Annotated in this window: 12 protein-coding genes and 1 pseudogene; 5 read left to right on the plus strand and 8 right to left on the minus strand. The window is 69.6% G+C overall.

Features of this window, described 5'->3' with window-relative positions; translation table 11 throughout:
- Nucleotides 1–79 precede the first annotated feature (79 nt).
- Entirely contained in the window at nt 80–868 is a 789-nt protein-coding gene (locus tag AC6CHX_RS15880) for an IclR family transcriptional regulator (RefSeq protein WP_498273602.1), read from the minus strand.
- 52 nt (nt 869–920) lie between these two features.
- Here AC6CHX_RS15880 and hutH point away from each other — a divergent pair, with 52 nt between their 5' ends.
- Genes hutH through hutI form a run of 3 tightly spaced genes read left to right on the plus strand, consistent with a single transcriptional unit; the run spans nt 921 to nt 5347 of the window.
- Nucleotides 921–2462: a histidine ammonia-lyase gene (gene hutH, locus AC6CHX_RS15885; RefSeq protein WP_498273603.1), complete on the plus strand. Its 1542-nt coding sequence runs from the start codon at nt 921–923 to the stop codon at nt 2460–2462.
- Complete coding sequence (gene hutU, locus AC6CHX_RS15890; protein WP_498273604.1) at nt 2455–4149, plus strand: urocanate hydratase; 1695 nt, start codon at nt 2455–2457, stop codon at nt 4147–4149. The genes hutH and hutU overlap by 8 nt, the downstream gene beginning before the upstream one ends.
- A gap of 34 nt (nt 4150–4183) precedes the next feature.
- The gene (gene hutI, locus AC6CHX_RS15895; RefSeq protein ID WP_498273605.1) at nt 4184–5347 is read left to right on the plus strand and encodes an imidazolonepropionase; all 1164 of its coding nucleotides are present in this window, start codon (nt 4184–4186) and stop codon (nt 5345–5347) included.
- A 7-nt stretch (nt 5348–5354) separates the two neighbouring features.
- On the opposite strand, the gene AC6CHX_RS15900 is transcribed toward hutI, so the two are convergent.
- The 3 genes from AC6CHX_RS15900 to AC6CHX_RS15910 are packed head-to-tail and all read right to left on the minus strand — an operon-like array spanning nt 5355 to nt 8093.
- Complete coding sequence (locus AC6CHX_RS15900; protein ID WP_498273606.1) at nt 5355–5885, minus strand: AAA family ATPase; 531 nt, start codon at nt 5883–5885, stop codon at nt 5355–5357.
- Nucleotides 5882–6814 (minus strand): agmatinase family protein, encoded by a 933-nt coding sequence (locus AC6CHX_RS15905; protein WP_498273607.1) that lies wholly within the window; start codon nt 6812–6814, stop codon nt 5882–5884. The genes AC6CHX_RS15900 and AC6CHX_RS15905 overlap by 4 nt, the downstream gene beginning before the upstream one ends.
- A gap of 1 nt (nt 6815) precedes the next feature.
- Nucleotides 6816–8093, minus strand: a complete 1278-nt coding sequence (locus AC6CHX_RS15910) for a DUF445 domain-containing protein (RefSeq protein WP_498273608.1) — start codon at nt 8091–8093, stop codon at nt 6816–6818.
- 34 nt (nt 8094–8127) lie between these two features.
- On the opposite strand from AC6CHX_RS15910, the gene AC6CHX_RS15915 reads away from it, so the two are divergent.
- Nucleotides 8128–8400: a metal-sensitive transcriptional regulator gene (locus tag AC6CHX_RS15915; protein ID WP_136041445.1), complete on the plus strand. Its 273-nt coding sequence runs from the start codon at nt 8128–8130 to the stop codon at nt 8398–8400.
- A gap of 19 nt (nt 8401–8419) precedes the next feature.
- Here the strand turns inward: AC6CHX_RS15915 and AC6CHX_RS15920 are convergent, their stop codons facing one another.
- Nucleotides 8420–9808 carry an aspartate aminotransferase family protein gene (locus tag AC6CHX_RS15920; RefSeq protein ID WP_498273609.1) on the minus strand — a complete coding sequence of 463 codons (1389 nt, stop codon included), beginning with the start codon at nt 9806–9808 and terminating at the stop codon, nt 8420–8422.
- A 16-nt stretch (nt 9809–9824) separates the two neighbouring features.
- Nucleotides 9825–11309: a CoA-acylating methylmalonate-semialdehyde dehydrogenase gene (locus AC6CHX_RS15925; RefSeq protein ID WP_498273610.1), complete on the minus strand. Its 1485-nt coding sequence runs from the start codon at nt 11307–11309 to the stop codon at nt 9825–9827.
- A 98-nt stretch (nt 11310–11407) separates the two neighbouring features.
- On the opposite strand from AC6CHX_RS15925, the gene AC6CHX_RS15930 reads away from it, so the two are divergent.
- Nucleotides 11408–12949, plus strand: coding sequence for a PucR family transcriptional regulator (locus AC6CHX_RS15930; protein WP_498273611.1), 1542 nt, complete (start codon nt 11408–11410; stop codon nt 12947–12949).
- A 91-nt stretch (nt 12950–13040) separates the two neighbouring features.
- Here the strand turns inward: AC6CHX_RS15930 and AC6CHX_RS15935 are convergent.
- Nucleotides 13041–14434: pseudogene (locus tag AC6CHX_RS15935) on the minus strand (aspartate aminotransferase family protein).
- The gene (locus AC6CHX_RS15940) at nt 14431–14898 is read right to left on the minus strand and encodes an Lrp/AsnC family transcriptional regulator (RefSeq protein ID WP_136041440.1); all 468 of its coding nucleotides are present in this window, start codon (nt 14896–14898) and stop codon (nt 14431–14433) included. Before AC6CHX_RS15940 ends, AC6CHX_RS15935 begins: the two are co-directional and overlap by 4 nt.
- Nucleotides 14899–14938: the final 40 nt, after the last annotated feature.

Below are 14938 nucleotides of genomic sequence, written 5' to 3' on the forward strand. Positions count from 1 at the left end.
ATTGTGCTGGAGAAGAACAGAAGAGCCATCCCATACGGGGTGGCTCTTCTGCGTTAAGCCACGGAACGCGGGGGCGCTCTCAGCGTTTGAGGCGCGACTCAAGCATCGCCGCGCACTCCTGCACGGCTGCGGCCAGCAACTCCTCATCCAGATCTGCGCGCCCCCACGTGACGGCCACGGCGGCGACCGGCCACCCGGCAGCATCGAGCACCGCAGCTCCGACACTGCGCAGCCCATCAGCGATCTCGCTGTTCTCGGTCGCATACCCGCGCGAGCGCACTTCGCGCAGCAACTCCCGTAGTTCTCGCGGCGTCCGGGGGCCGAGGCCGGTGCGGTCGGGGAATGCCGAAAGATCGGGATACAGCGCTCGCACCTGTTCGCGGGGGAGCGCGGCGAGCATCGCCCGCCCCGAGGCGGTGAGGTGAGCGGGCAGCCGCACGCCGACGTCGGTCACGAGAGCGGGGCGTCGCGGTGCTCGCTCCTCGACGATGTAGAGCACATCGCCGCCGCTCATGACGGCGAGGTGAGCGCTCTCGCCCAAGCGGTCGGAGAGCGCGGCCACCAGCGGCCGGCCTCTCCGCGCCAGCGGCTGCTGTCGTGTGTACCCGCCAGCGAGCTCGAACGCCGAGGCGCCGAGCCCCCACCGTCGTTCCTCACGCAGGTGCAGGACGAACCCGTGAGCGGCGAGCGTCGTCAGCAGGTGGTACACCGTGGATCGCGGCAGCTCGAGCTCGCGTGCGATCGCTGAGGCGGCCACCGGGGCGGGACGTGCGGCGAGAAAGCTCAGGATGCGGAGGGTGTTCTCCGCCGCAGGTACCTGCGCGCCGCCGTCCGACGCGGTGCCTGCCTTGTCTGGAATCACAGACAAAGCATCGCACGATCGGGTGCCGCTCACGACACGTCGGGTGTGGAATCGACCCATGACTGTTCCTGTCCCCGTTGTCGTCGGCGCGGCCCCGCTGTCGCCCGCTGATGTCGTCGCCGTCGCCCGTCACGATGCGCCCGTGCAGATCGCTGGGGATGCTCTCGGTCGTGTCGCCGAAACCCGTCGCGTGATCGACGGTCTCGCCGCAGACCCGCATCCGCACTACGGCGTCTCCACCGGGTTCGGTGCGCTCGCGACCACCTTCATCGCACCCGACCGGCGCCTGCAGCTGCAGGCCAGCCTGATCCGCTCCCACGCCGCCGGCACCGGCGCCGAGGTGGAGCGAGAGGTCGTCCGCGGGTTGCAGCTGCTGCGCCTGCAGACGCTCAGCTCCGGACGCACCGGTGTGCGTCCCGTCGTCGTCGAGACGTATGCGGCCATGCTCAACTCCGGGATCACCCCGCTCGTCCGCGAGTACGGGTCGCTCGGGTGCTCCGGCGATCTCGCACCCCTCGCACACATCGCCCTCGCCGCGATGGGTGAGGGCGACGTGCGCGACGCATCCGGCGCGCTGCTGCCCGCAGCGGACGCCCTCGCGGCGGCGGGCATCGCTCCCCTCGTGCTCGTCGAGAAGGAAGGGCTCGCGCTCATCAACGGCACCGACGGCATGCTCGGAATGCTGGTGCTCGCGCTGCACGATCTCGAAGTGCTCCTGCTCACCGCCGATGTCGCTGCGGCGATGTCGATCGAGTCCCAGCTCGGCACCGATGCCGTGTTCGCCGCCGACCTCATGGCGCTGCGACCGCAGACGGGTCAGGCCGAATCGGCGGGCAACCTGCGCGCGTTCCTGTCGGACTCCCCGATGGTCGCAAGCCACAAGGGACCCGAGGATGGGCGCGTCCAGGATGCCTATTCACTCCGGTGCTCGCCCCAGGTGCACGGGGCGGCCCGCGACACCGTGGCACACGCGTCGATGATCGCCGGCCGCGAGCTCGCCAGCGTGATCGACAACCCGGTCATCACCTTGGATGGACGGATCGAGTCGAACGGTAATTTCCACGGGGCGCCGGTCGCTGCTGTCCTCGACTTCCTCGCCATCTCGGTCGCCGATGTCGCTTCGGTCTCTGAACGCCGAACCGACCGCGCACTGGATCCGGCACGCAGCCACGGTCTCCCGCCGTTCCTGGCCGACGAGGTGGGCGTCGACTCCGGTCTCATGATCGCGCAGTACGCGGCAGCGGGTATCGTCTCCGAGCTCAAGCGCCTCGCGGTGCCGGCATCGGTCGACTCGATCCCGTCGTCCGCCATGCAGGAGGATCACGTCTCGATGGGATGGGCCGCAGCCCGCAAGCTGCGCCGGGCGATCGACGGCCTCGGGCGCGTGCTCGCGATCGAGATCCTCACCGCGTCCCGTGCGCTCGACCTGCGATCCCCGCTGCAGGCGGGACCCGCGACCGGCGCTGTGCGCGACCTGGTCCGCACGGTCGCCGCCGGCCCCGGCCCCGATCGCTTCCTCTCCCCGGAGATGGAAGCCGTCACCGTCCTCGTCCAGTCGGGCGACGTCGCCCGCATCGCAAAGGAGCACATCGATGGCTGATAACACGACGTCTGAGAGCACCGCGTCTGAGAGCACCGCCGCAGGACCCCGTGTCGTCCGCGCCGCGCGCGGCAACACCCGCACCGCGAAGAGCTGGGGTGCCGAAGCCGCCAAGCGCATGCTGATGAACAACCTCGACCCCGAGGTCGCCGAGCACCCGGAGGACCTCGTCGTCTACGGCGGAACCGGCAAGGCTGCCCGCAGCTGGGAGGCGTACGACGCGATCGTGCGCACACTCGACGAACTCGATCCCGATGAGACCCTGCTCGTACAGTCCGGCAAGCCGGTCGGTGTCTTCCGCACTCACGAGTGGGCTCCGCGCGTGCTCATCGCCAACTCGAACCTGGTGGGGGACTGGGCGACCTGGCCGGAGTTCCGCCGCCTCGAAGAACTCGGCCTCATCATGTACGGGCAGATGACCGCGGGTTCGTGGATCTACATCGGCACCCAGGGCATCCTGCAGGGGACATACGAGACCTTCGCCGCAGTGGCGCGCTCACTCGGGCGGGATTCCCTGCGAGGCACCCTCACGCTCACCGGCGGTGCCGGCGGCATGGGCGGTGCCCAGCCTCTGGCCGTGACCATGAACGACGGCGCGGTGCTGATCGTCGACGTCGACGAATCGCGTCTCGCCCGTCGCGTGGAGCACGGCTACCTCGACGAGTACACGACCGATCTGGATGCCGCCGTCTCCCGGGTCGTCGCAGCGAAGGAGGCCGGCGAGGCACTCTCGGTCGGCGTCGTCGGCAATGCGGCGGAAGTCTTCCCGGAACTGCTGCGCCGCGGTGTGCCGATCGACATCGTGACCGATCAGACCAGCGCGCACGACCCGCTCGCATACCTGCCGGTCGGCATCGGAGTCGAGGAGTGGAAACAGGAGGCCGAGCGCGACGCCGAGGAGTTCACCCGCCGCTCACGCGAATCCATGGCTGCGCACGTCGAAGCGATGGTGGCGTTCCAGGATGCCGGGGCCGCCGTGTTCGACTACGGCAACTCGATCAGAGCCGAAGCGCAGCTGGGCGGATACGACCGGGCCTTCGCCTTCCCCGGATTCGTGCCGGCCTACATCCGTCCGCAGTTCGAAGAGGGGCGCGGCCCGTTCCGCTGGGCGGCTCTCTCCGGAGACCCGGAGGACATCTACAAGACCGACCGGGCGATCGCCGAACTCTTCCCCGAGGACGCGGCGCTGCACCGCTGGCTGGAGAAGGCCGCCGAGAAGGTGCATTTCGAAGGCCTTCCCGCGCGCATCTGCTGGCTCGGCTACAAGGAGCGACACCTCGCCGGGCTGAAGTTCAATGAGATGGTCGCATCGGGCGAGCTCTCGGCACCGATCGTGATCGGACGGGATCACCTCGACTCGGGGTCGGTCGCCTCGCCGTACCGCGAGACCGAGGCGATGAAGGACGGCTCCGATGCCATCGCGGACTGGCCGTTGCTCAACGCACTCCTGAACACCGCGTCCGGCGCCTCCTGGGTGTCCCTGCACCACGGCGGCGGTGTCGGCATCGGCCGCTCGATCCATGCCGGCCAGGTCACGGTCGCCGACGGCTCGGCCCTCGCCGCGGAGAAGCTCGAACGCGTGCTCACGAACGATCCAGGCACCGGCGTGATGCGCCACGTGGATGCGGGATACGACCGTGCCCGCGAGGTCGCGCGCGAGCGTGGCCTGAACATCCCGATGCTCTGACACACTCGAAGGATCTCGAACGGGAGGAACGGCGATGCGCACGCTGCTGACCAACATCGCAGAACTCACCACCAATATCGCCGCCGATGGCGACCCGTGCGGAACGCTGAGCGATGCGGCCGTCCTGATCGAGGACGACAGGATCGCCTGGGTCGGCGCGGCGGCGGATGCGCCGGCGGCCGACGAGACGGTGGATGCCGGTGGCCGAGCCGTGCTCCCCGGATTCGTGGACAGCCACAGCCACCTCGTGTTCGCCGGCGACCGTGCCGCGGAGTTCGAGGCGCGTATGGCCGGGCAGAAGTACGCCGCCGGGGGCATCCGCTCCACCGTCGCCGCCACCCGGGCAGCGAGTGACGACGAGCTGCGCTCTCGACTTCGCGGGTTCCTCGCCGAGATGCTCGCGCAGGGGACGACCACCGTCGAGATCAAAAGCGGCTACGGGCTGAGCGTCGCCGACGAGGAGAGACTCGTGCGCCTGGCGGCGGAGGTCACACCGGAGGTGACCTTCCTCGGCGCGCACGTCGTTCCCGCGGAGTACGCCGACCACCCGGATGAGTACGTGGACCTGGTCACGGGGCCCATGCTCGACGCCTGCGCACCGCACGCGAAGTGGATCGACGTGTTCTGTGAGACCGGTGCGTTCACGGTGGCGCAATCACGGCGGGTGCTCGAGGCGGGGATCGCGCGCGGACTCGCGCCGCGCGTGCATGCGAGCCAGCTCGGACCGGGCGACGGCGTGCGCCTCGCGGTCGATCTGGGCGCAGCATCCATCGACCACGGCACGTATCTCACCGAGGCCGACATCGACGCACTCGCTCAGAGCTCCACCGTGCTGACCCTGCTTCCGGGAGTCGAGTTCTCGACCAGACAGCCGTACCCCGACGCGCGCCGCCTGATCGATGCGGGCGTCACCGTGGCCCTCGCGTGCGACACCAATCCGGGATCGAGCTTCACCTCGTCGATGCCGTTCTGCATCGCGATCGCTGTGCGCGACATGGGACTGACTCCGGCCGAAGCCGTCTGGGCGGCGACCGCAGGGGGCGCCCGTGCGCTGCGGCGCGACGACGTCGGAATCATCGCCCCCGGCGCGCGCGCCGACCTCGTGCTGCTCGATGCCCCCACCCGCGTGCATCTCGCGTACCGCCCGGGCGTGCCGCTGGTGCGTCAGGTGTGGAAGGACGGCGCGACCGTCGGATGACGGACGCTCAGCCGGCGGCGGCCGCGAGGACCGCGCGCAGTCGTGATGCGCCGTCGCCGCCGACGGTGATCACGCGCACGTCGTCGTCGTGCTCGAGGTCTTCTGCGATCTCCTGCAGCGCCTGATCCATCGCCTCGCGGAGCTCGGGGTCCTCATCGTCGGGGACATGGATCGGACGCTCACCGTCCAACGGCACCACGACGAGCAGGTCGATGCTCTCCGCCGACTCCTCGACGATCCTCGATGCGCGCGCGAGGAGTGCTCCGTCGCTGCGCCCCAGTCGCTCCAACGCGATGAGGTAGGCGAGGAAGTCGAGCGGCCCGCGCTCGGCGATGACATCGTCATCGGCGGACAGCTCCTGCAGGCGCACGGTCGCGATCCGCAGTTGGGCGGCGAAGCCGGCCTCGCCGGCCGGTTCTTCGAGATCGAGATCCTCGAAGGGGTCGCCCAGCGTGCGGTATTCGGGGTGCACGGCGTGGAAGTCCGAGATCAATGTGCTCTTCCCGCTCGCGTGCGTGCCGGAGACGACGATCCTCATCGGCGCGACGCGAGACCAGCGAGCAGTTCGAGCACGCACAGCGCCGCGAGCCGGACCGTGCGGGCATCCTCGGCATCGGCGGTGGCGTCGACTTCGGCGATGTCGGCGCTCACGACGCGGGGATCCGAGGCCACGGCGTGGGTCAGCGCGCGCAGCTCCCACGCCTGGAGTCCGCCCGGCACGCTCGCGGGGCAGCCCGGCGCCACCGATCGATCGCAGACGTCGACGTCGATGTCGAGGTGCACGCGGGAGTCCTCGCCGGCGCCCGCGACCTCGAGGGCCTCAGCGACCACGTCGTCGATGCCGCGCCGGCGCAGCTCGTCGAGGGTGGTCACCCGGATGCCCCACTCGGCGGCACGCCGGGCGTAGGCGGCGGAGTTCGCGAAGTCGGCGATCCCGATCTGCACGATCCTGGACGGATCGATCCGCACGGTGTCGAGCGGCGACGCGGCCGGCACGTCTTCGACCAGGCGGCGGACCGGCGTGCCGTTCGAGATGCCATCGCGAAGGTCGAAGTGCGCGTCGAACGTGATCAGCCCCGTCGCCTCGGCGCCGAGGGCGACCGGGTAGGTGAGCGAGTTGTCGCCGCCGAGCGCGATCACGAGGTCGGCGGCACCGGCGAGTTCGCGCACGCGGGAGATGACCCTCGCCTCGCCGGCGGACCCGTCGGGGTCGGTCACGTCGCCGGCGTCGGCGATGCGCAGCACCTCGTCGAGTTCGATCGCGGGCGGGCCCATCAGCGCCGTTCCATACCGGGGGAGTGCCTCGCGGATCGCGGTCGGCGTCGCATGGGCACCCGTCGGCGAGAGCGACGTGCGCCAGGTGGGCACGCCGAGCAGCACCGCATCGGCCGTGCCGCTGAAGACGGGCCAGGCTCCGGCGCGTGGCCAGAGCGGGTCGTGACTCAGCTGTCGGGATGCGGGTGCCATGTCAGACTCCGGGGATCAGGGCGTGGGCGATCGTGAAGATGGCGAGGCCGGCGAGGGCGCCGACGAACGTGCCGTTCAGGCGGATGTACTGCAGGTCGCGGCCGACCATGAGTTCGATCTTCTCGGTGGTCTCGGCCGGGTCCCAGCGCTCGACGGTGTCGGTGATGATCGAGGCGATGTCGTGGCGGTAGCGGTCGACGAGGAAGACGGCCGCATCGGACACCCAGGTGTCCACCCGGGTCTGCAGCGCGGCATCCGTCGTCAGGCGTTCGCCGACCTCCTGCAGCGCCTGCACCGCGCGTCGGCGCAGCCCGCTCTCGGGGTCTGCGAGGGCGGTGAGGAGCCCGTTCTTCGCGGTGTTCCAGGCCTCGGCGGCCAGAGCGCCGACCCGAGGGCTGTCGAACAGCGACGCCTTCGCGTTCTCGAGCTTGGCGCGCGTGGCGGGGTCGTTCTGCAGATTGTCGGCCAGGCGGCCGAGGTAGCCGTCGATGGCGATGCGAGCCGGGTGCCGGGGATCGGCCTGCACGGCGTGGACGAACTTGATCGCCTCGTTGTACACGGTGTCGTCGACGAAGCGATGCGCGAGCTTCGGCACCCAGCCGGGAAGGCGCCGCGAGACGAGCCCCGAGAACGACTCGGCGTTGGCCTCGAGCCAGCGTCCGATGCTGTCGACGGCGAGATCGACGGCGCCGTGATGGGCGTCGGCCTCGACGATCTTCTCCAGCCAGGCGCCCGCGGGCGGGCCCCATTCGGGAGCGACGAGGTGCTCGCGGGCGAGGTCGGTGATGAGGTCGCGTACGTCGTCGTCGCTCAGCGCATTGAGCACCGCCGTCGCGATCGTCGCACCCTCGGCACCGACGCGCTCGGCATGGGGAGCCTCGCGCAGCCACTCGCCGGCGCGGAGGGCGATGTGCGTGCTCGACAGCTTGGTGCGCACGACGTCGCCCGCCAGGAAGTTCGTCTCGACGAACTCGCCGAGGCTCCGGCCGATCTCGTCTTTGCGGCTCGGGATGATCGCGGTGTGCGGGATCGGCAGCCCCAGCGGACGACGGAACAGTGCGGTCACGGCGAACCAGTCGGCGAGCGCACCCACCATCCCGCCCTCCGCCGCTGCTCGGAAATAGGCCAGCCAGTCGAACCGCTGCTGGAAAGCGAAGGCGAACACGAAGACCACGGCCATGAACACCAGAGCTCCGAGGGCGACGGCCTTCATCCGGCGGAGCGCGCGGAGGCGTTCCTGGTCAGCGGGCGAGAGCTGCGTCATCGGTGTTCGCGGCATGACGTCATCCTTTCACGGGCGGTAGCCTCGAGACGTGATCGAAGACATCAAGAAGCGCGCCCTGCACCGCACGAGCATCCTCGAGGGGCAGATGCGCGGCGTCGCGCGGATGATCGAGAACGAGGAGTACTGCATGGACATCATCACGCAGTCCCGCGCGATCCAGCGCTCCCTCGAGTCGCTGAACCGGCTGCTGCTGGAGAACCACCTCCGCACGCACGTCACCGACATGTTCGACGCGGGCGGAGAGGAACGCGACAAGGCCGTGGTCGAGCTGCTCAAGGCGTTCGACTTCGACTCCAAGTAGGCGCGGCTCTCCGTTCGCCTCAGCCGGCGGTGGCCTCGTCGGCCACGCTCAGGGCCTCGTCGAGCACGGACAGGCCGCGGACCAGATCGTCCTCGCTGATCACTAGCGGCGGGGCCACGTGCATGCGGTTGAAGTGCGTGAACGGCCAGACGCCCGCTTTCTTGGCCGCCGCAGCGAAGGCACCCATCGGGGCGGCATCCGCACCCGAGGCGTTGAACGGCACGAGCGGTTCTCGTGTCTCCTGGTCGCGCACCAGTTCGACCGCCCAGAAGAGCCCGAGACCGCGCACATCGCCGACGCTCGGGTGCGTCTCGGCCCAGGTTCGCAGGGTAGGACCGACGATGCGCTCGCCGAGGTCGCGCACGCGCTCCATGATGCCGTCGCGGCGGAACACCTCGAATGTCGCGACACCCGCCGCGCACGCCAGCGGGTGGCCCGAGTAGGTCAGTCCGCCCGCGAACGGCATCGTGTCGAAGGCGCTCGCGATGCGGTCGGAGATCACCACACCGCCCAGGGGCACGTAGCCGGAGTTCACACCCTTCGCGAAGGTGATCAGGTCGGGTCGGGCATCGAACGCATCGATGCCGAACCATTCGCCGAGCCGCCCGAATCCGACCATGACCTCGTCGGCGATGTACACGATGCCGTAGCGGTCGCACAGCTCGCGCACACCCTGCAGGTAGCCGGGCGGCGGCACCAGCACGCCGTTGGTGCCGACGACGGTCTCGATGATGATTGCCGCGATCGTCTGCGGCCCCTCGAGCTGGATGGTCTGCTCCAGATGTGCGAGCGCCCGCTCGGACTCCTGCTCCGGCGTCTCGGCATGGAAGGGCGAGCGGTACAGGTAGGGCCCGAAGAAGCGCACCGCTCCGGAGTCGACGGTGTCGTTCGCCCAGCGCCGCGGGTCGCCGGTCAGTGAGATCGCGGTCGAGGTGGAGCCGTGGTAGCTGCGGTACATCGACAGCACCTTGCGGCGGCCGGTGAACTGGCGGGCCATGCGCACCGCGTACTCGTTCGCCTCGGCGCCGCCGTTGGTGAAGAACACCTTCTCCAGCCCCTCCGGCGCGACCTCGGCGATCAGACGCGCGAGCTCGCCGCGCACGTCGTTCGCGATCGACGGCTGGATCGTCGCGAGACGCCCGGCCTGCTTCTGGATCGCCGCGACCAGATCCGGATGCTGGTGCCCGAGATTCAGGTTCACGAGCTGGCTGGAGAAATCGAGGTAGGCATTGCCCTGGTAGTCCCAGAACGTCGAGCCCTCGCCCCCGGCGACGGGTAGCGGGTCGATCAGGCCCTGCGCGCTCCAGGAGTGGAACACGTGGCCGCGGTCATCCGCACGCACCTGCGCCTCGGCCTCGGGGGCGGGGAGCGGGTGCGAGACGCCGTGGCGGTCGGTGAAGTTCGTCATCGTGGTGTGCTCCTCGTCAGTGGTTGCTCGGGAAGCCGAGATCGATCTGGGAAGGGGTGTGGTCGGGCCAGCGGGTGGTGACGACCTTGGAGCGCGTGTAGAAGTGCACCGACTCGGGTCCGTAGATGTGGGAGTCGCCGAACAGCGAGTCCTTCCATCCGCCGAAAGAGTAGGCGCCGATCGGCACCGGGATCGGCACGTTGACGCCGACCATCCCGACCTCGATGTCGAACTCGTACTGCCGTGCCGTGCCGCCGTCGCGCGTGAAGATCGCCGTGCCGTTGCCGTAGGCGTTGGCATTGACCAGCTCGACCGCTTCGGCGTAGGTCTCGACGCGCACCACCGACAGCACCGGGCCGAAGATCTCGTCGTCGTAGACCTTCATGCCGGGGGAGACGCGGTCGATCAGGCTGACGCCGAGGAAGAACCCGTCGGAGTCGAACGTCTTCTGCGTCCCGTCGACGACGACGCTCGCACCCTCCGCTTCGGCGCCCGTCACGTAGGAGGCGACCTTGTCGCGGTGCTCGCGGGTGATGAGCGGACCCATCTCGCTCGCGGCGTCGGCGCCCGGACCGATCTTCAGACCGTCGATGCGCGAAGAGATCGCGGCGACGAGGTCATCGGCGATGTCGCCCACCGCGACCAGCACCGAGACCGCCATGCAGCGCTCGCCGGCGGAGCCGTAGGCGGCGGAGACCGCAGCGTCGGCTGCCGCGTCGATGTCGGCATCCGGCATCACGACCATGTGGTTCTTCGCGCCGCCGAGCGCCTGCACGCGTTTGCCGGCGGCCGAGGCGCGCTGGTAGATCGAGCGGGCGATCGGGGAGGAGCCGACGAAGCTCACCGCGTCGACCCGGGCGGAGTCGAGGATCGCGTCGACGGCCTCCTTGTCGCCGTTGATGACGTTGAGCACGCCGGCGGGGAGGCCCGCCTCGGCGAAGAGCTTCGCGAGCCACACCGCAGCCGACGGATCCTTCTCGCTGGGCTTGAGCACGACCGTGTTGCCGCAGGCGATAGCCGAGGCCACCATCCACAGCGGCACCATGACCGGGAAGTTGAAGGGGGTGATGGCGGCGACGACGCCGACGGGCTGCTTGACCGAGTGCACGTCGACGCCGCGCGAGACCTGCTCGCTGCGCTCGCCCTTGAGCAGGTGCACGAGACCGGCCGCGAACTCGACGTTCTCGATGCCGCGCGAGACCTCGCCCGCCGCATCCGAGAGCACCTTGCCGTGTTCGGACGTGACGATCGCGGCGAGCTCGGGCGTGCGCTCCTTGAGCAGCTGGCGCAGGCGGAAGAACACATCGGCGCGCTTGATCAGGCTGGTCTCGCGCCAGGCGGGGAGAGCGGCCGCAGCGGCGGCGATGGCGGAATCCACCTCTGCGGTCGAGGCGAAGGCGACCTGCTTCGACACCTGGCCGGTGGCGGGATCGAAGATCTGACCGGTGCGGGCCGCTTCGGCGGTCTCCACTCCGTTGATGACGTGACGGACGATGTCCACGATGTTCCTCCGACTGCTGAAGATCTGACTATCGAACACTCTGACCGAGGTTCGGTACGCTGGGGCTCCTCAATGATCACAGAGCGGAAGAGCGGCCAGTGGTGTCAGAACGTCAGGACTTCTCGTTGAATCGGACAGATCGTCCGACGTCGCCGAGCGTGCTGCTCACGGTCGCCGAGGTGCTCACCGAGCCCGCACTGCAGGCCGGCGCACCGGAAGTGGTGGTCGGCGGGGCCGCGCTCGACGCCGAGGTGCGCTGGGCCCACGTCTCGGACAGTGCCGGAGTCGCCCGGCTGCTCGACGGCGGGGAGCTGCTGCTCAGCACCGGCGCCGGGTGGCCGGCAGGTGCAGTGGATCTGGCCGCATTCGTGCGCGACCTGCACCGGGCGGGGATCGCCGGCATCGTGTTGGAGCTCGGCGTCGCACACGCTCGGGTGCCGGGGGCCGTGGTCGATGCCTGCGTCGAGGCGGGGCTCGCCTTGATCGCCCTCACGCGCGAGGTCAAGTTCGTCGTGGTCACCGAGGCTGTGCATCGGGCCCTGATCGCGGCCCAGACCGACGCGCTCCACGAGCGACAGCGGCTGCACGAACTGTTCACGGCGCTCAGCCTGCAGGGCGCACCAGCCGACATCGTGGTGGCCGAGACCGCGCGGGCGCTGGGCTCTCCTGTCGTGCTGCAGAACTTGGCAGGTGAGGTGATCGCCGTCGAAGGGCTTCGCGTTCCGGTTGCCGAGGTGCTCGCGCGACTCGACGACGTCGCGGAGGTCGTCCCCGTGCAGGCGCGGGGGACGCGCTGGGGGATGCTGTCGACGCTGGCCGGATCCGCGCATCCGGCCGGCCGACTCACGGTGCTCGAGCAGGGGGCGACGGCGCTGGCCTTCGGATGCCTCGCCGATGGAGGAGACGCCGAGTGGGCGATCCTGGTGCAGAGGAGCCTGATCGACGATCTGCTCGGAGCGCGATTCGCGAGCCCGGATGACATCGCGGCACGTCTCGCCGCCGGCGGCTTCGGGTTCGTCGACCGCCACTGTCACGGCATCGTCGCCCGCGGCGTGGTGTCTGCGGGCGAGCTCGCCTCCCGCGCGAGGGAGTCGGGCTGTGCGGCCGTCGCCGCACGTGTGGAGCAGGACGATGTCGCCCTGCTGTCGGTGCCGGCATCCGTTCCCCTCACCGACGCGCTGCTCGCCCACATCGCAGGGCCCGATCGCACGGTCTTCGTCGGCCCCGCTGCTGACGACGTCCTCGGTCTGCTCGCCTCGGTGAGCGCCGCGCAGGATCTGGCCGAGGGCGATCCCACGGGACACGCGCCGCGCGTGCGGCGGGTCGAGGACCGCCCGCTCGAACGACTCGTCGCCGCGCTACGGGACGATCACCGGCTGCACGAGCACAGCGAACGGATGCTGGCGCCGCTCGTGGCACATGACCGCGAGCGGCGAGGGGATCTGCTGGGAGTGCTGGCCGCGCTCGTCGCGCACCCCGGCAATCGATCGGCGGCTGCTGCGGCCAGTCACCTCTCCCGATCCGTCTTCTACCAGCGCCTCGCCTTGATCGGCGACCTGCTGGACGCCGATCTCGACGACGGCGAGACCCTCGCGGCGCTGCACCTCGCCCTCGCTGCTCGCCGTCGCACAGCGCGCTGACTGACGCCGAGGCCCCGCTTTTCCGACGAGGCCCCGCTCTGCCGATGCCGGGAAGTCGGGGTGTCGGCGCGAAGCCGGGGTCTCGGGCGGGCTACAACACCGACTGCGCCCGCGTCAGCACATCCCGGAGGATCTGCTCGATCTCGCGGAACTCCGCCGGCCCCACGGTGAGCGGGGGTGCGAGCTGGATGACGGGGTCGCCGCGGTCGTCGGCGCGGCAGTACAGCCCGGCCTCGAACAGGGCGGGGGAGAGAAACCCGCGCAGCAGTCGCTCGGACTCGGCTTCGTCGAAGGTCTCCTTGGTGCCCTTGTCCTTCACGAGCTCGATGCCGAAGAAGTATCCGTCTCCGCGCACGTCGCCGACCAACGGCAGGTCGAGCAGCTTCTCGAGCTCGGCGCGGAACAGCGGCGAGTTCTCGCGCACGCGGGCGTTGAGCCCCTCCTCGTCGAAGATCGCGAGGTTCTCCAGGGCGACCGCGGCAGACACCGGATGTCCGCCGAACGTGTAGCCGTGGGGAAGGAGACCTCGCCCTTCGAGAACGGCTCGTAGATGCGGTCACTGATGATCGTCGCACCGATGGGGGAGTAGCCGCTCGTCATGCCCTTGGCGCAGGTGATCATGTCGGGCACGTAGCCGAGACCGCTGCACGCGAAGGTGTGACCGAGGCGACCGAACGCGCAGATGACCTCGTCCGAGACCAGCAGCACGTCATGACGGTCGCAGATCTCGCGCACCCGGGCGAAGTATCCGGGAGGCGGCGGGAAGCACCCGCCGGAGTTCTGCACCGGCTCCAGGAAGACCGCGGCGACCGTGTCGGCGCCCTCGAACAGGATCATCTCCTCGATGCGGTCGGCCGCCCAACGCCCGAACGCCTCGAGGTCGTCGGCCGGCCCGCCCATCTCGGCCGCGCGGTAGAAGTTGGTGTTGGGCACGCGGAAGCCGCCCGGGGTGACCGGCTCGAACATCGACTTCATCGCGGGGATGCCGGTGATCGCCAGCGCTCCCTGTGGGGTGCCGTGATACGCCACCGCGCGGGAGATCACCTTGTGCTTGGTGGGCTTGCCCTGCAGCTTCCAATAATGCTTGGCGAGCTTGAACGCGGTCTCCACGGCCTCGCCGCCACCGGTGGAGAAGAAGACCCGGTTGAGGTCGCCCGGAGCTTCGTCCGCAAGACGGTCGGCCAGCTCGATCGCCGCCGGATGCGCGTACGACCACAGCGGGAAGAACGCCAGCTCGGATGCCTGCGCCGCAGCGGCCTCGGCGAGTCGCCTCCGACCGTGTCCGGCGTTCACGACGAACAGGCCGGCGAGGCCGTCGAAGTACTCCTTGCCCTGCGCATCCCAGATCCGGTGCCCGTCGCCTTTGACGATGATGGGCACACCCGACTCGGCCATCGTGGACTGTCGGGCGAAGTGCATCCAGAGATGGTCCTTCGCCATCGCCTGCAGCTGAGGCTCGGACGGGATGGTGCGGCTGGTGTTCATCTGGTCCCCCAGTTGTAGAGCTGCTTCTGCAGTTTCGCGTAGATGAAGGTCTCGGTGGAGAGGACGCCGTCGATCGGGCGGATGACGTCGTTGATCAGTGACAGCAGGTGGTCGTCGTCCTCGCAGACCACCTCCGCGAGGACGTCGAACGATCCGACGGTGATCACCACGTAGTCGATCGCATCGATCGCGGCGACGGCCTCGGCCACGTGCCGCGTGTCTCCGGCCACACGGATGCCGATCATCGCCTGCCGGGGAAAACCCAACTGCATCGGATCGGTCACGGCGACGATCTGCATCACGCCGGTCTCGGTCAGCCGCTGCACCCGCTGCCGCACGGCGGCCTCGCTCAGGCCGACCACCCGGCCGATGTCGGAGTAGGAGCGGCGCCCGTCTTCCTGGAGCAGCTCGATGATGGTCTTGGCGATCGCGTCGAGTGGGGGATTCTTCTTGACCGGACCCATGCTGCGATCCTGGCACTCGTCCTGGCGTCAGGCAACCGAT

It is taken from the genome of Microbacterium sp. GQ128 (genome assembly GCF_059758615.1).